Annotated in this window: 19 protein-coding genes and 1 other RNA gene; 13 read left to right on the top strand and 7 right to left on the bottom strand. The window is 68.6% G+C overall.

The window, feature by feature from the left end:
• Window positions 1–25: 25 nt before the first annotated feature.
• The 3 genes from ribH to thiL all read left to right on the top strand — a co-directional run bounded on the left by ribH (window position 26) and on the right by thiL (window position 2,223).
• Entirely contained in the window at window positions 26–493 is a 468-nt protein-coding gene (gene ribH / locus AC1DR7_RS03650; RefSeq protein ID WP_256774892.1) for a 6,7-dimethyl-8-ribityllumazine synthase, read from the top strand.
• The gene (gene nusB / locus AC1DR7_RS03645) at window positions 490–969 is read left to right on the top strand and encodes a transcription antitermination factor NusB (RefSeq protein ID WP_457319412.1); all 480 of its coding nucleotides are present in this window, start codon (window positions 490–492) and stop codon (window positions 967–969) included. Before ribH ends, nusB begins: the two co-directional genes overlap by 4 nt.
• 285 nt (window positions 970–1,254) lie before the next feature.
• Entirely contained in the window at window positions 1,255–2,223 is a 969-nt protein-coding gene (gene thiL, locus AC1DR7_RS03640) for a thiamine-phosphate kinase (protein WP_457319413.1), read from the top strand.
• A gap of 452 nt (window positions 2,224–2,675) precedes the next feature.
• Here thiL and AC1DR7_RS03635 read toward each other — a convergent pair whose 3' ends face one another.
• From AC1DR7_RS03635 to AC1DR7_RS03620, 4 genes are read right to left on the bottom strand one after another with little or no spacing between them, the layout of a single operon-like run.
• Window positions 2,676–4,064, bottom strand: coding sequence for an FAD-binding oxidoreductase (locus AC1DR7_RS03635; protein WP_457319414.1), 1,389 nt, complete (start codon window positions 4,062–4,064; stop codon window positions 2,676–2,678).
• Window positions 4,061–4,603 carry a metal-dependent hydrolase gene (locus AC1DR7_RS03630; RefSeq protein ID WP_256774896.1) on the bottom strand — a complete coding sequence of 181 codons (543 nt, stop codon included), beginning with the start codon at window positions 4,601–4,603 and terminating at the stop codon, window positions 4,061–4,063. Before AC1DR7_RS03630 ends, AC1DR7_RS03635 begins: the two co-directional genes overlap by 4 nt.
• Window positions 4,603–4,971 (bottom strand): YraN family protein, encoded by a 369-nt coding sequence (locus tag AC1DR7_RS03625; protein WP_256774897.1) that lies wholly within the window; start codon window positions 4,969–4,971, stop codon window positions 4,603–4,605. Before AC1DR7_RS03625 ends, AC1DR7_RS03630 begins: the two co-directional genes overlap by 1 nt.
• A 10-nt stretch (window positions 4,972–4,981) precedes the next feature.
• Complete coding sequence (locus tag AC1DR7_RS03620) at window positions 4,982–6,703, bottom strand: penicillin-binding protein activator (RefSeq protein ID WP_478050973.1); 1,722 nt, start codon at window positions 6,701–6,703, stop codon at window positions 4,982–4,984.
• A gap of 80 nt (window positions 6,704–6,783) precedes the next feature.
• On the opposite strand from AC1DR7_RS03620, the gene rsmI reads away from it, so the two are divergent.
• On the top strand, window positions 6,784–7,605 hold the full coding sequence (gene rsmI / locus AC1DR7_RS03615) for a 16S rRNA (cytidine(1402)-2'-O)-methyltransferase (protein ID WP_457318353.1): 822 nt from the start codon (window positions 6,784–6,786) through the stop codon (window positions 7,603–7,605).
• 303 nt (window positions 7,606–7,908) lie between these two features.
• On the opposite strand, the gene rnpB is transcribed toward rsmI, so the two are convergent.
• The 3 genes from rnpB to AC1DR7_RS03600 form a co-directional block, all read right to left on the bottom strand.
• Window positions 7,909–8,259, bottom strand: an RNA gene (gene rnpB, locus AC1DR7_RS03610) — RNase P RNA component class A.
• A 44-nt stretch (window positions 8,260–8,303) separates the two neighbouring features.
• On the bottom strand, window positions 8,304–8,786 hold the full coding sequence (locus AC1DR7_RS03605) for a DM13 domain-containing protein (RefSeq protein ID WP_256774900.1): 483 nt from the start codon (window positions 8,784–8,786) through the stop codon (window positions 8,304–8,306).
• 240 nt (window positions 8,787–9,026) lie between these two features.
• Window positions 9,027–9,803, bottom strand: coding sequence for an NRDE family protein (locus AC1DR7_RS03600; RefSeq protein ID WP_457318352.1), 777 nt, complete (start codon window positions 9,801–9,803; stop codon window positions 9,027–9,029).
• Between the two features lie 326 nt (window positions 9,804–10,129).
• Between AC1DR7_RS03600 and mraZ the strand changes: the two genes are divergently transcribed.
• The 9 genes from mraZ to murG form a co-directional block, all read left to right on the top strand.
• Window positions 10,130–10,576 carry a division/cell wall cluster transcriptional repressor MraZ gene (gene mraZ / locus AC1DR7_RS03595; RefSeq protein ID WP_256774902.1) on the top strand — a complete coding sequence of 149 codons (447 nt, stop codon included), beginning with the start codon at window positions 10,130–10,132 and terminating at the stop codon, window positions 10,574–10,576.
• 14 nt (window positions 10,577–10,590) lie between these two features.
• Entirely contained in the window at window positions 10,591–11,559 is a 969-nt protein-coding gene (rsmH, locus tag AC1DR7_RS03590; protein ID WP_457318351.1) for a 16S rRNA (cytosine(1402)-N(4))-methyltransferase RsmH, read from the top strand.
• Window positions 11,556–11,819, top strand: coding sequence for a cell division protein FtsL (ftsL, locus tag AC1DR7_RS03585; RefSeq protein WP_256774904.1), 264 nt, complete (start codon window positions 11,556–11,558; stop codon window positions 11,817–11,819). The genes rsmH and ftsL overlap by 4 nt, the downstream gene beginning before the upstream one ends.
• A complete protein-coding gene (locus AC1DR7_RS03580) occupies window positions 11,816–13,660 on the top strand; it encodes a peptidoglycan D,D-transpeptidase FtsI family protein (protein WP_256774905.1) in 1,845 nt (614 codons plus the stop codon). The genes ftsL and AC1DR7_RS03580 overlap by 4 nt, the downstream gene beginning before the upstream one ends.
• Entirely contained in the window at window positions 13,657–15,141 is a 1,485-nt protein-coding gene (locus tag AC1DR7_RS03575) for a UDP-N-acetylmuramoyl-L-alanyl-D-glutamate--2,6-diaminopimelate ligase (protein WP_457318350.1), read from the top strand. Before AC1DR7_RS03580 ends, AC1DR7_RS03575 begins: the two co-directional genes overlap by 4 nt.
• Complete coding sequence (locus tag AC1DR7_RS03570; RefSeq protein ID WP_457318349.1) at window positions 15,138–16,532, top strand: UDP-N-acetylmuramoyl-tripeptide--D-alanyl-D-alanine ligase; 1,395 nt, start codon at window positions 15,138–15,140, stop codon at window positions 16,530–16,532. The genes AC1DR7_RS03575 and AC1DR7_RS03570 overlap by 4 nt, the downstream gene beginning before the upstream one ends.
• Complete coding sequence (gene mraY, locus AC1DR7_RS03565) at window positions 16,522–17,607, top strand: phospho-N-acetylmuramoyl-pentapeptide-transferase (protein ID WP_256774908.1); 1,086 nt, start codon at window positions 16,522–16,524, stop codon at window positions 17,605–17,607. The genes AC1DR7_RS03570 and mraY overlap by 11 nt, the downstream gene beginning before the upstream one ends.
• Complete coding sequence (gene ftsW, locus AC1DR7_RS03560) at window positions 17,607–18,938, top strand: putative lipid II flippase FtsW (RefSeq protein ID WP_457318348.1); 1,332 nt, start codon at window positions 17,607–17,609, stop codon at window positions 18,936–18,938. The genes mraY and ftsW overlap by 1 nt, the downstream gene beginning before the upstream one ends.
• Window positions 18,935–19,943 (top strand): undecaprenyldiphospho-muramoylpentapeptide beta-N-acetylglucosaminyltransferase (murG, locus tag AC1DR7_RS03555; RefSeq protein WP_478076402.1); only part of this gene is annotated, 1,009 nt, incomplete at its 3' end. The genes ftsW and murG, both read left to right, overlap by 4 nt.

Genomic DNA, 19,943 nt, shown 5'->3' with positions numbered 1-19,943 from the left:
CTATTAAATGGACCCCACGCCGAACATGAGCCACTACGAAGGCGACCTCCGTACTCCGGAAAAGGCCCGTTTCGCCATCCTCGCCAGCCGCTGGAATGCCCGCATCACCGACGTGCTCGTCGCTGGCGCGCGCCAGAGCCTGGCCGGCAATGGCATCGCCGAGTCGGCCATCGACGTGATCCGGGTGCCCGGCGCGTGGGAACTGCCGCTGGTCGCCGCGCGCCTGGCCGCCGCCCATGAGCATGCCGCCATCATCGCCCTGGGCTGCGTGATCCGGGGCGATACCCGCCACTACGAGCACGTCGCCGATGGCTGTGCCGAGGGCCTGATGCGGGTCCAGCTGGACTTCGGCGTGCCGGTGCTCAATGGCGTGCTGGCGGTCGAACGTGCCGAGGATGCCGAGGCACGCGCCGGTGGCAGCCACGGCAACAAAGGTGAGGAAGCCGCACTGACGGCGTTGGAAATGGTCAATCTTCTGGAGCAGTTGCCGTGAACAAGTCAAACCCGGGCAAGCCCTCCGGAAAGCCCGTCCGCCGCGATGGCATCGACCCGGTGCTGCGCTCGCGCGCGCGCCGTCGTGCCCTGCAGGCGATCTATGCCTGGCAGATTTCCGGCGGCAACGCGCAGTCGGTGATCGCCCAGTTCGCCCACGAACAGGCCCGCGAAATCGCCGACCTGGCCTACTTCGAAGCGCTGGTGCACGGCGTGCTCGACCACCGCAAGGACCTGGACGAGGCGCTGACCCCGTACCTGGACCGCGGCGTCGAGGAAGTGGATGCGATCGAACGCGCCGCGCTTCGCGTGGCCGCCTACGAAATGCGTTACCGTCTGGACGTGCCGTACCGCGTGGTGATCAACGAGGCGATCGAATCGGCCAAGCGTTTCGGTTCCGAACACGGTCACACCTACGTCAACGGCGTGCTGGATCGTGCGGCCGTGGAATGGCGCAAGGTCGAAAGCGGCCACTGAGCCGATTGTTCGCCGGCGGCTGATCCCGCGCACGCCGCCGTGTGATCGTTGGTAGAGCCGACCGTTGGTCGGCTGACCGCTTGGTAGAGCCGACCGTTGGTCGGCTAACCGCTTGGTAGAGCCGACCGTTGGTCGGCTGGCCGCGCAAAGCGCGATCCGTCGCAGCCGGCATGATGTCCGGTTTCAAGGCAGCCGACCAACGGTCGGCGCTACATCCCAACGGTCTTGCCGGATCCGACCACGGTCGGGCCCCACACGGCGGACGTTCCGCTGCCGGAGTTGCCTATGTCCCTTGCCGAATTCGCGTTGATCGACCGCATCCGTGCCCGCACCCGTGCGCGCGCCGACGTGGTGCTGGGCATCGGGGACGACGCGGCCCTGCTGCAGCCGCGCGCCAGCGAACAGCTGGTGGTCACCGCCGACACGCTCAACAGCGGCGTGCATTTTCCGACGGAAACGCCGGCGTTCGAGATCGGCTGGAAGACGCTGGCGGTGAACCTGTCCGACCTGGCCTCGATGGGCGCGCGTCCGGCGTGGTGCACCCTGGCCATGTCGCTGCCGTCGACCGAGCCTGAGTGGATCGACGCCTTCGCCGATGGCTTCTTCGCACTGGCCGACGAGCACGACATCGTGCTGATCGGCGGCGATACCACGCGCGGTCCGCTGTCGCTGTCGGTCACTGCGATGGGGCAGGTCTCGGCCGGCCACGCGCTGCGCCGCGATGCGGCCCGGGTGGGCGACGACATCTGGGTGAGTGGCACGCTGGGCGATGCCGCCGGTGCGCTGCGGTTGTGGCAGCAGGGCCGGCTGGATGTGGCGGTGGTGTCCGATGATCCCGACCTGGAAGCGCTGCGACAGCGTCTGCTGTGCCCCGTTCCGCGGGTGAAGCTGGGCCAGCGCCTGCGTGCCTACGCGCATGCGGCGGTGGACATCTCCGACGGCCTGCTCGCCGATCTCGGCCATATCGCGGCCCGCAGCGAGGTGGCCGCGCGCCTGGAAGTGGACACGCTGCCGATGTCCTCGGCGCTGCGCAACGCGCTAGGTCGCGATGACGCGCGCGATTGCGCGTTGCGCGGTGGCGATGACTACGAACTGTGCTTCACCGCCGCCGCCGACCAGCGCGACGCGCTGCATGCGCTGGCCGAAGCGCTGGCGCTACCCCTTACCCGCATCGGCCGCATCACCACCGGCCAGGGCGTGCACGGCGACGACCTGCCCAACGCGGACGGCTACGAGCACTTCGTCCTCCAGTAGAGCCGACCGTTGGTCGGCTGCTGTTAGAGCCGACCCTTGGTCGGCCGCTGTTAGAGCCGACCGTTGGTCGGCTGCTATGCGATGGGGGGATGTCTGCAACTGGACGAGGAGCAGCCGACCAACGGTCGGCTCTACGAAACGGTTGCGTCGACGATGGCCGCACGAAACGGTTGCGTCGGCGGTGGCCGCACGAAACGGTCGCGTCGGCGGTTGCCGCACGAAAAGGTTGCGTCGGCGGTTGCCGCACGAAACGGTCGCGTCGGCGGTGGCCGCACGAAACGGTTGCGTCGACGGTGGACGCACGAAACGGTTGCGTCGACGGTGGACGCACGAAACGGTTGCGTCGACGGTGGACGCACGAAACGGTCGCGTCGGCGGTGGACGCACGAAACGGTCGCGTCAACGGTAGCCGCACGAAAAGGTTGCGTCGGCGGTTGCCGCGCACGCGAGGATCACCCTACAGGCGGCAGCACCTTGCCCGGGTTAAGGATTCCGTCCGGGTCCAGCGCCTGCTTGATCGCGCGCATTGCCGCCAGCGTGGCCGGGTTGAACGCCTTGGCCATGAAATCGCGCTTGGCCAGGCCGATCCCGTGCTCGCCGGACAGCGTGCCGCCGAGCGACAGCGTCAGTGCGAAGATCTTCGGCAGCGCCGCGTGCGCACGCGCATTCTCGTCGGCATCGTCGGGGTGGTAGAGGATGTTGACGTGCAGGTTGCCGTTGCCGGCATGGCCGAAGGTGACGATCACCAGCTGATGCTCGCGCGCCAGCGCCTGCACCCCGGCCACCAGGTCGGGGATGCGCGACACCGGCACCACCACGTCTTCATTGATCTTGCCCGGGGCGATGCTGCGCAGCGCAGGCGACAACGCCTTGCGCGCGGCCCACAGTTTCTCGCGCGCGCTGCCTTCCATCGCCACATCCAGCGCGATCATGCCGTCGCCTTCGGCGGCCGTGGCCAGGGCCTGCAGCAGGTAGGGGAGGGTGTCGTGGTCGCCGTCGGCCTCGACCAGCAGCATCGCGCCGGCTTCGGGCACCTCGGCGCCATTGCGGCGCAGCAGCTCCAGGCTGCGGGCATCCATGAATTCCAGCCGGGTCGGCACCACCGGCTGGCCCATCAGCCGCGACACGGCCGCGGCCGCCGCATCGGCATCGCGGTACAGCACGCGCAGGCCGGCCTGCGCCACCGGTAGCGGGGTCAGTTTGAGCGTGGCCTCCACGATCAGCGCGAGGGTGCCTTCGCTGCCGACCAGCAGGTGGGTGAGGTCGTAGCCGGTGGCGTCCTTGGTATAGGCGCCACCGCAGTGGATGAGCTCGCCGGCGCCGGTCACCGCGACCAGACCCAGCACGTTGTCGCGGCTGGTGCCGTACTTCACCGCGCGCGGGCCGCCGGCATTGCAGGCCAGGTTGCCGCCGATGCTGCAGATGTCCGCGCTGGACGGGTCCGGCGCCCAGAACAGGCCATGCGGTGCCAGCGCGTGCTGCAGGTCGCCGTTGAGCACGCCYGGCTCGACCACCGCGCAGCGGTTGCCCGGCTGGATATCGAGGATGCGCGCCATGCGTGCGAACGACAGCACGATGCTGCCCGTGACCGGCACCGCTGCGCCGGTGGTGCCGGTGCCGGCACCGCGCGCGACCACGGCGATGCGATGTTCGCGGCAGGCGTGCACCAGCGCCACCACCTGCTCGCGGTCACGCGGGAAGGCCACGCCGAGCGGCAACCGATGCCGCCAGGAATTGTCCTGCGCGTGCGCGGCGAGCGCGGCCTCATCGGTGCGCCAGCCGTCCTCGCCCAGAAGCGCATGCACAGTGGAAAGGAAGGCGGCGGGCAGGGCGGTCGTCATGACGGGGTCCGGGCATCGACAGGGGCGCGTTGGATCAGCTTCCAGCCGATGACGGCGGCGGCCAGAGGCAACCACACCCAACGCAGTTCAGAGAAAACGGTGGCCAGTCCGCGCGCGCTGAAGAACTGGCCGGCGAAGGGCGAGACGCGGATCGGTCGCCAAGGTGCGAATACGCGCTCGCCGCTCCACGGCCACCACAGGGCAACGCCGAGGCCACCGGAGGTGAAGGCATCCAGCAACGGGTGCGACAACGCGCTGATCCCCACGAACGCAGCGGCCTGCACCGTGCCCGCACGCAGCGGCCGGTGCAGCACTGCGGCGAGCACGGCCAGCAGGGTGGCAAACACGATCGAGTGACTGGCTCCGCGATGACCGAAGCTGTCGGCGTAGGGGATGTGCAGGGCGAAGGCCAGCACGTCGGTATCGGGAAGTATCGCCGCGACCACGCCAGCAGCCAGCAACGGCCTGGAAATGCGCCCGCGATCAGCGGCGCACCACAGCGCCAGGGGAATCGCGGCGTGGGTAAAGATGCTGGGCATCAACAATCCTCCAGCCGGAACGCATCGCGCAGCCAGCGCAGCTGCGGTGGATCGCCGCTGGCCTCGACCACGTCGAACCGGCACGGCCGTTGCGCCAGCGCCGGGTGCGCGCCGAGGAATAACTGCGCGGCCAACACCAGCTTGCGTCGCTTGCGCAGGTCCACCGACGCCGCGCCGCCACCAAAGCCGGCGCTGGCGCGGTAGCGCACTTCGACGAAGACAGTGGTGTCGCCATCGCGCATGATCAGGTCCAGCTCGCCGCCGCGATAGCGCGCGTTCTGCGTGATCGGGCTCAATCCCTGCGTGCGCAGGTACGCCTGCGCCGCAGCTTCCACCGCTGCCCCACGCTGTGCCCGCGCGGTCGGCACGGGCCGCAGATCAGTTGGCGTTGGCGATCGGCATCGGCCGGCCGCCGCTGAAGGTCGACCATGCCGGCACGCGCAGCACGTTGCCGTTGCTGTCCAGGAACAGCGTGCCGGTGGCGCCGGCCAGGCCGCCCTCGTTGGCCATCTTGTCCAGGTAGGCGCTGATCTTCCACGCATCGAAGCCGAAGGCGAACAGGCGGCCAGCCGCGCCGCGCGCGTTGGGCAGGATCTGACCGGCCGTGCTGGCCGAGGGCAGGCCGGCGACGCCGCGCACGTTCCATGCCTCGTTGGGATAGACGATGCCGTCCAGTGCCATGTCTTCCTCGGCCTTGCCCGCGCCGACGGTCAGCTGCGAGGTGCCCACGCGGGTGGCGCCACCGGCACCGGCCAGGGCCAGCTGCGGTGCCAGCGCGCGCGCCTGCGGCGCCTTCACCGCCAGCAGCACGCCATCGACGCTGCCGGCCGCGCGGATCTGCGCGCTGATATCGCCCACGGCTTCGCCGACCCCGATCGTGGCCACCACCTGGCCGCCGCGCTGGGCGAAGCGTTCGCGGAAGGCGGCGGCGGCACGGCGGCCGTTGTCGTCGTTGCTGTGCACCACCAGCACCTTGCTGCGCTCGCGGCCGCGCAGGAATTCGGCGGCGATGATGCCGTCGTCTTCCGGGGCCAGCGAGAACCCGGCGCTACCGGCCGGCGGGCTGCTCTTGCCACGGTTCAGCGCCAGCACCGGCACCGGCAGCTGGGCGCGGCCGAACACCGCATCGACCTCGTCGCGGCCGAGCGGACCGACCACGAAGTCCACGCCGGCACCGACGGCTTTGTCATAGGCCGCCACCGCACCGGCAGCGGTGCCGGCGGTATCGATGAACTGGATGTCCGGGCGACGGCGGGTTTCGGCGTAATAACCGCTGAGCAGGCCATCGCGCACCGGCTGGGCGGCGGTGGCCAGGCGACCGCTGAGCGGCAGCAGCACGGCCATCTTCAGCGGCGGGCGGTAGCCATCGCTCATGGCCGGCGGACGCTTGCTGGTATCGAACTGCACCGCCTGCTCGCGATCAAACGGACGCGGCAGCGGCAGCCCGCGGGCGATCAACGCGCGCCCGGCGAAGTTGTACAGCGGCTCGTTGGCCGGCAGTGCCGCCGCGCGCGAACGCAGGGTGGCATCGTCGAGCGTGCCGAGCAGACCGGCGATGGCCTGCTGGTTGTCGGTGCGCGCCTTGCCGGTCAACGCGGCATGCGCGCGGGCGCGCTCCTGCGCGGCACCGATGATGTCGCCGGTGCCCTGCAGCGCATCGGCGCGGGCCAGCTGCCAGCGCGTGCGCAGCTGCGGCACCACCGTATCGGAGGATTCCTTCAGCGAGGCCAGCGCCTGCGCCGGCTGCTTGTCGGCCAGGGCCAGCTCGGCGGTGGTCAGGTGGTAGCGCTGCAGGTTGGCGCCGTTGAGCTGGCGCGGGGTGATCTGGGCCAGCAGGCTGCGCGCGCGTGCGCTGTCGCCGGCCTCATGCCAGGCAAAGGCAGCATCGGCCAGCGCGGCAGCGCGGGCGCTGCCCTTCAAGGTGTTGGCCAGTGCTTCCAGCTGCACGGCGGCGTCGCGCGGCTTGCCCTGGTCGATCAGCGCCAACGCCTGGCTCTGCGCCGGCGATTCGGGCGCACTGGTCAGGCTCGTCGTGGCGCAGCCGGCAAGCAGCATCAGCGACAACGAAAGGGCGGAGATCCGTGCGACGGGCTTGTTCATGATCAGGTCCATTCGATGGGGGCAGCGGCCGTGGCCGGGGAACGGTACGATTCTACCCTTGACCCACGAGTGCCGTTGCGATGAGTGTTGTCCCTACGCTGTATGTCGTTGCCACCCCGATCGGCAACCTGGCCGACCTGACGCCGCGGGCGCAGGACGTGCTGCGCTCGGTGGCGGCGATCTGCGCCGAAGACACCCGCCGCAGCGGCCAGTTGCTGGCCCATTTCGGCATCCAGCAGCCGCTGGTGGCATTGCACGACCACAACGAGGAAGCGCTGTCCCAGCGCATCGTGGCGCGCCTGCTGGCCGGTGAATCGCTGGCGCTGGTGAGCGATGCCGGCACCCCGCTGGTCAGCGATCCGGGCTATCGGCTGGTGCGCGCTGCCCGCGAGGCGGGCATCCGGGTGAGCCCGGTGCCGGGTGCCTGCGCGGCGATTGCCGCATTGAGCGTGGCCGGCCTGCCCAGCGACCGCTTCACCTTTGAAGGCTTCCTGCCGGCCAAGGGCTCGGGCCGCCGCGAACGCCTGCAGGGCCTGACTGGCGAAACCCGCACGCTGGTGTTCTACGAATCCTCGCACCGCATCACCGAGTCGCTGGCCGACATGGTCGCGGCCTTCGGCGCGCAGCGCCCGGCGGTGCTGGCCCGCGAGCTGACCAAGCTGTTCGAGACCGTCCTCGACGGCACGCTGGCCTCGCTGCTGCAGCAGGTGGAAGCCGACGACAACCAGCGCAAGGGCGAGTTCGTGGTGATGGTGCAGGGCGCCGCCGACGACGAACAAGCGCAGCTGGCCGCCGGCCGCCGCATGTACGCCAAGCTCAGCGAACACCTCCCGCCGTCCACCGCCGCCAAGCTCGCCGCCGAACTCACCGGCGCCCCACGCAAAGCCCTCTACGGCAGCTGATCGCGAGCTGGGCGCAGGCAGAGCCACCCCACGGGTGGCTGCACGCGRTGCCGAAGAGGTAGAGCCACCCCAYGGGTGGCTACGCACGATGCCGGAACGAACARCAGCCACCCATGGGGTGGCTCTACCAGRCGTGCAGCAAACACCGCWTTKGAATAAMSCCCCCCGCAAACCGTCTGGAGGCACAGCCCCCTTTAGTAAAGGGGGCGCGGCGACAGCCGCGGGGAATTGGACGCTGGTGGCGCCCGGGGCCCACGGTTTGCACCGCAAACCGTGGGGCTTCTTCGCGGCATCGCGAAGAAAGGGCGGAGCCGGCCGATAAGCCGGGTTTTGTCGTGGACAGTCATTCCTCTAGGCGCTACGTCACCGCAGCGCTCAAGCAACCTACCCGGACCCGACGCGGGCCACGCCATTAGGTCCCTATTTGGTCTTGCTCCAGGTGGGGTTTGCCGTGCCGGTCTGTTGCCAGACTCGCGGTGCGCTCTTACCGCACCATTTCACCCTTACCGGCTTCCCGAAGGAAACGTAGGCGGTATCTTTCTGTTGCACTTTCCGTCGGCTCGCGCCGCCCAGGCGTTACCTGGCACCTTGCCCTGTGGAGCCCGGACTTTCCTCGGCATCCGCAAGGGATGACGCGACTGTCTGGCCGACTCCGCCGCGCGCATTGTCCCACATCCCGGCGTGCGGAGGGCGGGCGATCACCCCGGCGTTCGGTATTGCCCGGCCGAGATGAACTGCGCGAAGCGCTCGCACCACACCACCACAGTGGTGAATTCCTCGACATCCACGCCCGGTGGCACCTCGACCAGGAAGCGGTTGAAGGTCTTCACTTCGCCGATCCGCACCGCATCGGCCTTGATCCGTTCAAAGCCGGCCTTGGTGTCGACGAACTCGCGGGTCAGATAGACCTTGTAGTCGGGCCCCGGAGCGATCTTGCCGGTGAAGGCCACCTGGGTGGCGCTCACGCTCAGCGCGCCATCGGCCCAGTGCAGCGCATCGCTGCCCTTCTGGTCGCGGTGGAGGTTGGCGTGGTAGCGCGCCTGCTCCATCGCAGCCTGTACCTGCTGAGCCGGCGGATCGTCCGGTGCGGTGAGGATCGGCAGGAAGTACACGCCCAGGCCGAAGCCCACGCCAAGCACAAGCAGGTGGCTGATCAGAAGAAGGAGGATGCGTCGTCGCATGGAAGCTCCGTACAGAGTGGAGACGCGGCAACGGCGCCGCCCCGCCATCCTCGGCACGCAGCGCGTCGCGTCAAGGCGCCCTGGAGGCGGCGTCGGGCCGGCAACCTGCGCAGAACCAGCTCCATCTGGGCCGAGGGGCCGGGAATGCCTTCTGGCGCAGCGGCGTTAAACTTTCGTGAACACCCTTGCTTGTGGCTGAAGTGCCGCAATGCCCGGTCCCTGAAGATTGGCTTGGCAACGTCAAAGTGCGCCGATCTGCGCCCTTGCCTCCAGCCGGGTCTCACCGATGCAACTGCCGTCCGGCCCAAACCGGCGCTCGTGGATGAAACCCTCGCCATTGGCATCCAGTGCGATCAGCGTGCTGGCGCGGGTGCCGTACTCCGGGCTGCGGATGAACGCTGCGCTCAGCCAGCGCTCGCGTTCCAGGCCGATGCCGGTGTTGGGCAGGGCGCTGTCATCAGCCCGGGTTTCATCGGCCAGCGCCGCCCACAGGGGCCCCAGGTCGTCGCTGCCGCTGGCGATCCAGCCCCGCAGGGCGGCGTTCAAACGCTCGGTCTTGGGCCACGGCGCATCCAGCGGCCCGTTGGACATGCCGTGGATGCCAGGTGGCAGCGCCTGGCGGCCCAGCGGGTGATTACCCAGGAACTGGCAACTGCCGCGGTCGGCCAGCAGCAGGTTGAACGGCGCGAAGGTGGTGGCGCGGGCGGCCAGCTCGTCGGCGAAGGTGGCAGCCGACGCGTCGGCACGCAGGTAGTCGGCCACCAGAGCACCACGTGACGGGCCGGTCTGGCGCGCCAGCGGGTCGCGGACATTGGTGACCACCGCCATCCGGCCCTCGGGCGCGACCCCGGCCCAGGTCCCGCCCGAACGCAGGTCACGTCCGGCCAGCAGGCCGGTGTCCGGCGCCGGCCAGGCCACCAGTGCGGCGGTGGGGCGGGCGTGGAACTCGTCGCGGTTGCCGGCCATGACCAGCTGCCACCGCGGGTGTGTTTTCCAGGCAAGGGCGAGAAGGCACATGGCCGGCATTGTGCCGGGGTTTGCGCAAGACCGGGTCAATGGCGACGGGGCTCGGGATGAATGCGCGCCTATGTTTCACACCCTCTACACGCGCCTGAACTTCGCCCCAATCTCAAAAGATGAGACGAAACAGCAACTTGTGGATAAGCTTTGAACAAGTCTCTAAACATTGCTGCAAGCCCTTGATGTCCAAGGTGATTTCCCGCTTGCAAAGTTGTTGACAACCCAATCGGCACTGCTAAGGTGGGCAACAGAGGCAAAACCGGGTTTTTTGTGGTTTTTCGTGGTTCAATGTTTCATCCGGGCGAAGGAAAGGTGCACGCGTCGTGTTTCAGGGCGAGACGGCCATCACGGTTGACGATAAAGGGCGCATGGCGGTTCCCACCGCGCATCGCGACCTTGTCGCGCGCGTGAGCAACAACCGCCTGGTCCTGACCTACAACCCCTTCGAGTCCGGCTGCCTCTGGCTGTATGCCGAGCAGGAGTGGGAGCGGGTCCGCGACGACGTCATGTCCAAGCCCAACACACAGCGTGTCGTGCGTCTGCTGCAACAGAAGCTGGTCGGCTCGGCCGCGCATCTGGAGCTGGACGGCAACGGTCGCATCAGTATTCCTGCCAGCCACCGCGGTGCCGTTGGCATTGAAAAGAAGGCGGTTCTGCTGGGCATGGGCGACAAATTCGAATTGTGGAGCGAGCAGGCACATCGCGCGTTGATCCAGCAGACGTTGTCTGACGGGGATCTGGGCGATGGGTTGCTCGACCTGAAGTTGTGAGCCGGGGTGCCCGGATGCGCGGAGCAGCGCAGACCGGTCACCTTCCGGTGTCGCAGTCGCCGGCGGGGCACCTGCCGGTTCTGTACACGCAGGTCCTGGATGGCCTGAGGGTGATCGAAAACGGTACGTATCTCGATGGCACGTTCGGTCGTGGCGGTCACGCCCGCGGCGTGCTCGAGCAACTCGGTCCCGGAGGCCGGCTGCTGGTCATGGACAAGGATCCCGAAGCGATTGCGGTTGCCGAGCGCGATTTCGCGCCGGACCCGCGCGTGTCGATCTTCCGTGGCAGCTTCGCCGACCTGCTGCATTGGGAGGCCACCGCCGACGGCCTGGACGGGGTGCTGTTCGACCTCGGCGTGTCGTCGCCGCAGCTTGACGTGGCCGAGCGCGGTTTCAGTTTCGGCAAGGACGGCCCGCTGGACATGCGCATGGACCCGGACAGCGGCGAAAGCGCCGCGCAGTGGCTCAACCAGGTTGAAGAGCGCGAGCTGATGGACGTGCTGTGGACCTACGGCGAAGAGCGCCAGGGCCGCCGTATCGCCAAGGCCATCGTGGCCCGCCGCGACAAGCAGCCCTTCACCCGCACCGCCGAGTTGGCGGAGCTGATCGCCTCGGTGATGCCGCGTGGCAAGGACAAGATCCACCCGGCCACGCGCAGCTTCCAGGCCATCCGCATCCACATCAACCGTGAACTGGCCGACCTCGAAGCCGGCCTGGACGCGGCGATGGCGCGGCTCAAGCCCGGTGGCCGGCTGGCGGTGATCAGCTTCCATTCGCTGGAAGACCGCATCGTCAAGCAGTTCATGAACCGTCACGCCAAGGCCCCGCCGAGCAATCGCCGGCTGCCCGAGCTGGCCGCGTTCGTGCCGACCCTGGATCTGCACGGCGGCGCGATCAAGGCCGAGGACGACGAGCTGGCGGTCAACCCGCGCTCGCGCAGCGCGGTGCTGCGCGTGGCCGAAAAGCGCGAGGTGGCCGGGTGAGTCGCCTGCTGCTCATCGTGCTGCTGGCCTGCACCATCGCCTCGGCGATCGGGGTGGTGTTCATGCGCCACCGCCACCGCCAGACCTTCATCGAGTTGTCCAAGGTCGAGCGCGCGCGCGATGAGATCAACATCGAATTCGGCCGCCTGCAGCTGGAGCAGGCGACCCTGGCCGAGTCCACCCGGGTCGACCGCGTCGCCCGCGAGAAGCTCGGCATGAAGTTCCCCGAAGCGGCGGACGTGGTGGTGGTACGGCCATGAACAAGTCCGGTCGCAACCGTGCACGCAACAGCTTCAACCTGCGCCAGCGCCTGAAGTGGGTGGGTCTGGCGCTTGGGCTGTGCTCGGTGTCGCTGGTCGGCCGCGCGGCCTATGTGCAGATCATCAACAGCGAGTTCTACCAGCGCCAGGGCGAAGCGCGCTACCTGCGCGAGCTGCCGATCAACACCTCGCGCGGCATGATCACCGACCGCAACGGCGAGCCGGTGGCGGTGTCCACGCCGGTGGCTTCGATCTGGGTCAACCCGCAGGAACTGCTGCGCTCGCAGGACCGTATCCCCGAGCTGGCCACCGCGCTGGGCATGCCGCTGGACGAGCTGACCTCCAAGCTGGCGCAGAAGTCGGACAAGGAATTCATGTACCTGCGTCGCCGAATCAATCCGGACGAGGCGGAAAAGGTGGTCGCGCTGAAAATTCCGGGCGTGGCCTCGCAGCGTGAGTTCCGTCGCTTCTACCCGCAGGGTGAGGCGATGGCGCACGTGCTGGGCTTCACCAACATCGACGACCGCGGCCAGGAAGGGCTGGAGCTGGCCTTCGACGAATGGCTGCGCGGCAAGGCCGGCGCCAAGCGGGTGATCCGCAACCGCAAGGGCGACACCGTTGAAAGCGACCTGCTGCGCCCCGCCGAGCCGGGCAAGGACCTGACCCTCAGCATCGACCGCCGCATCCAGTTCCTGGCCTTCAAGGAGCTGCGCAACGCGCTGATCGCCAACAAGGCGGCCGGCGGCTCGATGGTGATCATGGACGTGGCCACCGGCGAAGTGCTGGCCATGGTCAACCTGCCCACCTACAACCCCAATTCGGTTGGCGGTGCGGCCCCGGATACCCGCCGCAACCGCGCGGTGACCGACCTGGTCGAGCCCGGCTCGACCATGAAGCCGTTGACCATCGCCTCGGCGCTGCAATCCGGCGTGGTCACCAAGGACACCACGGTGGACACCAACCCGGGCTACATGTCCGTGGGCCGCTTCACCATCAAGGACGTGCCGCGCAACAACGGCGTGCTCAATGTCACCGGCGTGATCACCCGCAGCTCGAACATCGGCGCGGCCAAGATCGCCGCAAAGATGCCGGACCAGGTCTTCTACGACCACGTCCACAGCTTCGGGTATGGCGTGTCCCCGCATAGCGGGTTCCCGGGTGAATCGGCCGGCGTGCTGCCGCGTCCGGCGCGCTGGAGTGGTTCGTCCAAGACCACCATGTCCTACGGCTATGGCCTGAATGTCACGCCGCTGCAGATCGCGACCGCCTACTCGGCGCTGGGCAACGGCGGCAAGCTGATCGCGCCGACCTTCGTCAAGGGCCAGCGCAACGAAGGCAAGCAGATCATCGACGAGAATATCGCCAAGCAGGTCGTGGCGATGATGGAAACCGTGGTCACCCAGGGCGGCGCCAAGCAGGCAGCGGTGCTGGGCTACCACGTGGCCGGCAAGACCGGCACCGCGCGCAAGGCCGGCCCCGGCGGGTACGAGCGCGGGCATTACAACGCGCTGTTCGCCGGTGTGGTGCCGGCCACCAACCCGCGCTTTGCCACGGTCATCGTGATCAACGATCCGCAGGCCGGCAAGTATTACGGCGGCCTGGTGTCCGCACCGGTGTTCCACAACGTGATGGAAGGCGCGCTGCGCCTGATGGACGTGCCGCCGGACGATATCGAGTCGTGGCTGGCCGCCCAGCAGTCCGGAAAGATGGGGCACGCCGCCTCGGTACTGCCGATGCCGCCGCCGGAAACGGTGATCGCCCCGGACGCCGCCGCCGAATTCGATGCCGCGCTGCCCAGCGCGCACGCCACGGTGCCGCCGCCGCAGGGAGGCACGCAATGAGCCAGACGATGTTGCTTTCGCACCTGCTTCCCGATGTGGCGCTCAGCCACGATCCGTCCATCACCGGCCTGGTGCTGGACAGCCGCGACGTGCGTCCGGGCAATGCCTTCGTGGCGATCGCCGGCTTCGGTGCGCACGGGCTGGGCTTCGTCGACCAGGCGCGGGCCAATGGCGCCGGTGCGATCCTGTTCGACCCGCCGGCCCCGACCGAGCTGCCGGCCCCGGCCGACGCGATCGCCGTGCGGGGCCTGCGCAACCGCATGGGCGCGATGGCCGACCAGTTCCACGGCCGCCCGTCGCGCGCGATGACGATGGTCGGGGTGACCGGCACCAACGGCAAGACCTCCACCGTGCAACTGCTGGCCCAGGCCTGGCACCTGCTTGGTACCCGCAGTGGAAGTATCGGCACGTTGGGCGTGGGTCTTTATGGCCACGTCGTGCCGACCGGCTTCACCACCCCGCTGGTATTGCAGATGCATCAGGTGCTGGCGCAGCTGCGCGATGACGGCGCACAGGCGGTGGCGATGGAAGTCAGCTCGCACGCGCTGGACCAGGGCCGCGTGGACGCCGTGCACTTTGATGTGGCGGTGTTCACCAACCTCACCCGCGATCATCTGGATTACCACGGCGATATGCTCCAGTACGGCGCGGCCAAGGCCAGACTGTTCCACCGCGAGGGCCTCAAGGCGGCGGTGGTCAACCTGGACGACAGCTTCGGCAGCGAACTGCTGCGGACCGTCGAGGCCGGCGTGCGCCAGATCGGGCTGAGCTCGCGCGGCGCGCAGCAGGCCACGCTGCGCGCGGACTCGCTGAAGCTGGATGGCCGTGGCATCGCCTTCGACCTGGTGGTCGATGGCACTCGCCATCCGGTGCAGTCGCCGCTGCTGGGCCGCTTCAACGTGGACAACCTGCTGGCCGTGGCCGGTACGTTGTTCGCCCTCGACCATGCCCCGGCCGCGATCGCCGACCTGCTTTCGCAGCTGCAGCCGATCGCCGGGCGCATGAACCGCCTGGGCGGCGAGCACGGCCTGCCCACCGTGGTGGTCGATTACGCACACACTCCCGACGCGCTGGAACAGGCGCTCGGCAGCCTGCACGACCACCTGAGCGGGCGTCTGGTCTGCGTGTTCGGCTGCGGCGGTGAGCGCGACACCGGCAAGCGTCCGCAGATGGCGGCCATCGCCGAGAAACTCGCCGACGTGGTGATCGTCACCGACGACAATCCGCGTGGTGAAGATGGCGACGTGATCGTGGCCGACATCGTCGCCGGCCTGAGTTCGCCCGCTGCCGCCACCGTGCAGCGCGACCGCGCCGCCGCGATCGCCACCGCGATCGGCCTGGCCGGCGCCGGTGACATCGTGCTGATCGCCGGCAAGGGGCATGAGCCCTATCAGGAAGTCCACGGCGTCAAGCATGCCTTCGACGACACCGAGGTCGCCGGTCGCGTGCTGGCGTCGCGGATGCAGGAGGTGGCCCCATGAAGCGCACCCCGCTGTCGCTGATCGCGCATTGGGCCGGTGGCGAGATCCATGGCGATGACACCGCCATCGACGCCATCAGCAATGACACCCGCACGCTTGCCCCCGGCAGCCTGTACGTGGCGCTGCGCGGTGAACGTTTCGACGGCCATGATTTCGCCGCCGACGCGATCGCGCGCGGTGCTTCGGCAATGTTGGTGGAGCGACTGCTCGACCTGCCCGTGCCGCAGATCGTGGTCGCCGACAGCGAACACGCGCTGGGCCGGATCGCCCACGGCATGCAGCGTGACCGCCGCACCGCCGTGTTCGCCATCACCGGCAGCAACGGCAAGACCAGCGTCAAGAGCCTGCTGCTGGCCATCCTGGCGCAGGTCGCGCGCGAACAGCACAAGGTCGTCTACGCCAATCCGGGCAACCGCAACAACGAGATCGGGCTGCCGCTGGCGGTGCTCGATGCGCCCGAAGATGCCGACTTCGCCATCTACGAGATGGGGGCCGGCAAGCCGGGCGACATCGCCTACCTCACCGAGATCGTGCGCCCGCACTACGCGCTGGTGAACAACATCGCCCCGGCCCACCTGGAGCGGATGGGCAGCCTGCAGGGCGTGGCCACCACCAAGGGCGCGATCTACGCCGCGCTGCCGGCCGATGGCGTGGCGGTGATCAATGCCGACGACGCCTTCGGTATCTGGTTCGAACAGCACATCGTCGGCCAGCCGCCGCGCAGCCGTGTGCTGCGCTACGGGCTGGACCACAGCGCCGATGTGTCGGCGCTGGCGATCCGTCCGAGCGCTTCGGGCAGCCAGTTCCTGTTGACCAGCCCGCACGGGCAGGTCGAGATCGCCCTGGCCTTGCCGGGTCGGCACAACATCAGCAATGCACTGGCCGCCGCCACGCTGGCGCTGGCCGCCGGTATCGGCCTGGACCAGATCGCCGCGGGCCTGGCCCGCGCCGAACCCGTTCCCGGCCGCCAGATCGCGCACCAGCTGCCCAATGGCGCGGTGCTGATCGATGACAGCTACAACGCCAATCCCGGCTCACTGGCCGCGGCGATCGATGCGCTGGCCGGCGGCAAGGCCGAGGGCTGGCTGGTGCTGGGCGACATGCGCGAACTGGGCCCGGACGGCGAGGCGCTGCACGCCCAGGCCGGGCGCCGCGCGCGCGATGCCGGGCTCAAGCGCCTGTACACGCTGGGCACGCTCAGTGCGGCCGCATCGACCGCGTTCGGCGAGGGCGGGCGGCACTTCGCCGACCACGACACGCTGGCCGCCGCGCTCGGCGACGAACTGCACGCTGGCGTGCGCTGCCTGGTCAAGGGTTCGCGCGGCAGTGCCATGGACAAAATTGTAAAAGCGCTGCTGGCGCGAGGAGAGGAAAGCCCCAATGTTGCTTGAACTGGCCCGATGGTTGCAGCAGTTGGAGAGCCTGTTCGGGCTGTTCGGCTATCTGACTCTGCGCGGCATCCTCGCTGCGCTGACCGCGCTGTTCCTGTCGCTGTGGCTGGGCCCGGCGATGATCCGCAAGCTGGCCCAGTTCAAGGGCGGCCAGCCAATCCGCACCGACGGACCGCAGACCCACTTCTCCAAGGCCGGCACGCCGACCATGGGCGGTTCGCTGATCCTGCTGACCATCACCCTGTCGGTGCTGCTGTGGGCCGACCTGCGCAACCGCTACGTGTGGGTGGTGCTGGCGGTGATGCTGTGCTTCGGCGCCATCGGCTGGTACGACGACTGGATCAAGATCGTGCGCCGCGACCCGAACGGCCTGAAGTCGCGCTGGAAGTACCTGCTGCAGTCGATCTTCGGCCTGGCCGCCGGGCTGTTCCTGTTCTACACCGCCGATGTCCCGGCGGCGTTGACCTTCTACATCCCGATGTTCAAGTCGGTGGCGCTGCCGCTGGCCGGGATCAGCTTCGTGGCCATCGCCTACTTCTGGATCGTCGGCTTCTCCAACGCGGTCAACCTGACCGACGGCCTGGATGGCCTGGCGATCATGCCGACCGTGCTGGTGGCCTGCGCGCTGGGCGTGTTCGCCTACGCCTCGGGCAACGTGGTGTTCTCCAGCTACCTGCAGATCCCGCAGATTCCCGGTGCCGGTGAACTGGTGATCATCTGCGCGGCGATTGCCGGGGCAGGCCTGGGCTTCCTGTGGTTCAACACCTATCCGGCCATGGTCTTCATGGGCGATATCGGCGCGCTGGCGCTGGGTGCGGTGCTGGGCACCATCGCGGTGATCACCCGCCAGGAACTGGTGCTGGTGATCATGGGCGGCGTGTTCGTCATCGAGACCCTGTCGGTGATGATCCAGGTGGCCTCGTTCAAGCTCACCGGCAAGCGCGTGTTCCGCATGGCCCCGATCCACCACCACTTCGAGCTGAAGGGCTGGCCGGAGCCGCGCGTGATCGTGCGCTTCTGGATCATCTCGGTGGTGCTGGTGCTGATCGGCCTGGCCACGTTGAAGGTCCGCTGATGAATGATCTGTCGCGCCAGGCAACCCGCCTTGAAGCCATCGGAGGCCACTTCGACAAGTGGCTGCTGGGCGCGATCATCACGCTCACCGGGCTGGGCGTGGTGATGGTCGCGTCCAGCTCGATCGCGTTGATGAGCAGTCCGTTCTACTACCTCAACCGCCACTTGATCTTCCTGGCGGTGGGCATCGTGCTGGCCATCATCGCCATGCGCACCGAGCTCAAGACCATCGAGCAGTACAACCAGGTGCTGCTGCTGGGCTGCTTCGCGCTGCTGGTGGTGGTGTTCATCCCCGGCCTGGGCAGCAGCGTCAACGGTGCCCGCCGCTGGATCAACCTGGGCTTCTCCAAGTTCCAGACCGTCGAAGCGGTCAAAGTGCTCTACATCGTGTGGCTGTCCAGCTACCTGGTGCGCTTCCGCGACGAGGTCAACGCAACCTGGCCGGCGATGCTCAAGCCGCTCGGCGTGGCCGGTGCGCTGGTGGTGCTGTTGCTGCTGCAGCCGGACTTCGGCTCGTCGACCCTGCTGCTGGCGATCACCGCCGGCATGCTGGTGCTGGGCGGGGTGAACCTGCCGCGCATGTCGATGCCGATCGTGTTCGGCCTGGTGGCGATGAGCGCGCTAGCGATCATCGAACCCTACCGCATGCGCCGCATCACCTCCTTCTGGGACCCGTGGGCCGACCAGCAGGGCGACGGCTACCAGCTGTCGAACGCGCTGATGGCCGTGGGCCGCGGCGAATGGACCGGCGTGGGCCTGGGCAATTCGGTGCAGAAGCTCTACTACCTGCCCGAAGCGCACACCGACTTCATCTTCTCGGTCACCGCCGAAGAACTGGGCTTCCTCGGTACCTGCCTGATCGTGGGCCTGTACGCGCTGCTGGCCGGCCGCGCGTTCTGGATCGGCATGCGCTGCGTGGAAATGAAGCGGCACTTCTCCGGCTACATCGCCTTCGGCATCGGCCTGTGGGTGAGCATGCAGAGCTTCGTCTCGATCGGGGTCAACCTCGGCATCCTGCCGACCAAGGGCCTGACCCTGCCGCTGATCTCCGCCGGCGGTTCCAGCGTGCTGATGACCTGCGTGGCGATGGGCCTGCTGCTGCGCGTGTCCTATGAACTGGATCGCGCCGAGCGCCGCCAGGCCGTGCGCATGCACGTGGCCGAAGGCGAGGAGCCGATCGCCGCCGAGCCGGGCAGGGCGCCGAGCGCGTCGGCCGTGGCGGCTGCCATGCAGGAAGGTACCCCGCGCGACGGCACCCCGCGTGACAGCTCGCCACGGGGCACCAGCCGCATGCAGCAGCGCATCGAACCGACCCTGGGGAGGATGGGATGAGCACCCGCCCGACTTCTTCCCCGCGTCCGGTGATGATCATGGCCGGCGGCACCGGTGGGCACATCTTCCCCGGCCTGGCCGTGGCCGGGGTGCTGCGCGCGCGCGGCATTCCGGTGACCTGGCTGGGCAGCGACGGCGGCATGGAAACGCGCCTGGTGCCGCCGCACGACATCCACATCGATACGCTGGCCATCAGTGGCCTGCGTGGCAAGGGCAAGCTGGCCCTGCTCGCCGCACCGGCACGCCTGCTGCGTGCGGTGCGCGCGGCCGGCTTCCTGATCCGCGACCGCCAGCCGCGCGCGGTGATCGCCTTCGGCGGCTTCGCCTCCGGCCCGGGCGGCCTGGCCGCGCGCCTGCATGGTCTGCCGCTGCTGGTACACGAGCAGAACCGCGCGCCGGGCCTGACCAACCGCGTCCTGTCGCGCTTCGCGCGCCGCGTGCTGACCGGGTTCCCGGGCAGCTTCGCCCAGCGCGAGGAAGCGGTGGGCAACCCGGTGCGTGCCGAGATCGCCGCGATCACACCGCCTGACATGCGCCTGGCCAACCGCCAGGGACCGCTGCGCCTGCTGGTGCTCGGCGGCAGCCAGGGCGCGCGCGCATTGAACAACGCGGTGCCGCAGGCGCTGGCAGCACTGGGCAGCCGCGTCGCCATCGAGGTGCGTCACCAGAGCGGTGAGAAGCTGCATGCCGAAGCGCTGGCGGCTTACCGCGATGCCGGTGTCGAGGCGCGCGTGGAGGCCTTCATCGCCGACATGGCCGAGGCCTTCGCCTGGGCCGACCTGGTGGTGTGCCGTTCCGGCGCCTCGACCCTGGCTGAGCTGTGCGCGGTCGGTGTCGGCAGCGTGCTGGTGCCCTTCGCCGCCGCGGTCGACGATCACCAGACCCGCAATGCGGAGTATCTGGTCGAGCGCGGCGCGGCCGTGTTGCTGAAGCAGGATGAAACGCTGGCCACGCATCTTGAAGGCGTGCTGCGCGAATTGTCCGAAAATTCCGACCGACGCATGC

The organism is Stenotrophomonas sp. P5_A9 (assembly GCF_056400525.1).
This window is presented reverse-complemented; position numbering and strand designations above follow the sequence as displayed.

Bases quoted from the DNA above. Each gene is read 5' to 3' on its own strand.
- ribH (WP_256774892.1), top strand. From the start codon at position 26: ATGAGCCACTACGAAGGCGACCTCCGTACTCCGGAAAAGGCCCGTTTC.
- thiL (WP_457319413.1), top strand. From the start codon at position 1,255: ATGTCCCTTGCCGAATTCGCGTTGATCGACCGCATCCGTGCCCGCACC.
- AC1DR7_RS03630 (WP_256774896.1), bottom strand. From the start codon at position 4,603: ATGCCCAGCATCTTTACCCACGCCGCGATTCCCCTGGCGCTGTGGTGC.
- AC1DR7_RS03620 (WP_478050973.1), bottom strand. From the start codon at position 6,703: ATGAACAAGCCCGTCGCACGGATCTCCGCCCTTTCGTTGTCGCTGATG.
- rsmI (WP_457318353.1), top strand. From the start codon at position 6,784: ATGAGTGTTGTCCCTACGCTGTATGTCGTTGCCACCCCGATCGGCAAC.
- AC1DR7_RS03605 (WP_256774900.1), bottom strand. From the start codon at position 8,786: ATGCGACGACGCATCCTCCTTCTTCTGATCAGCCACCTGCTTGTGCTT.
- AC1DR7_RS03600 (WP_457318352.1), bottom strand. From the start codon at position 9,803: ATGTGCCTTCTCGCCCTTGCCTGGAAAACACACCCGCGGTGGCAGCTG.
- rsmH (WP_457318351.1), top strand. From the start codon at position 10,591: ATGCGCGGAGCAGCGCAGACCGGTCACCTTCCGGTGTCGCAGTCGCCG.
- AC1DR7_RS03580 (WP_256774905.1), top strand. From the start codon at position 11,816: ATGAACAAGTCCGGTCGCAACCGTGCACGCAACAGCTTCAACCTGCGC.
- AC1DR7_RS03575 (WP_457318350.1), top strand. From the start codon at position 13,657: ATGAGCCAGACGATGTTGCTTTCGCACCTGCTTCCCGATGTGGCGCTC.
- AC1DR7_RS03570 (WP_457318349.1), top strand. From the start codon at position 15,138: ATGAAGCGCACCCCGCTGTCGCTGATCGCGCATTGGGCCGGTGGCGAG.
- mraY (WP_256774908.1), top strand. From the start codon at position 16,522: ATGTTGCTTGAACTGGCCCGATGGTTGCAGCAGTTGGAGAGCCTGTTC.
- ftsW (WP_457318348.1), top strand. From the start codon at position 17,607: ATGAATGATCTGTCGCGCCAGGCAACCCGCCTTGAAGCCATCGGAGGC.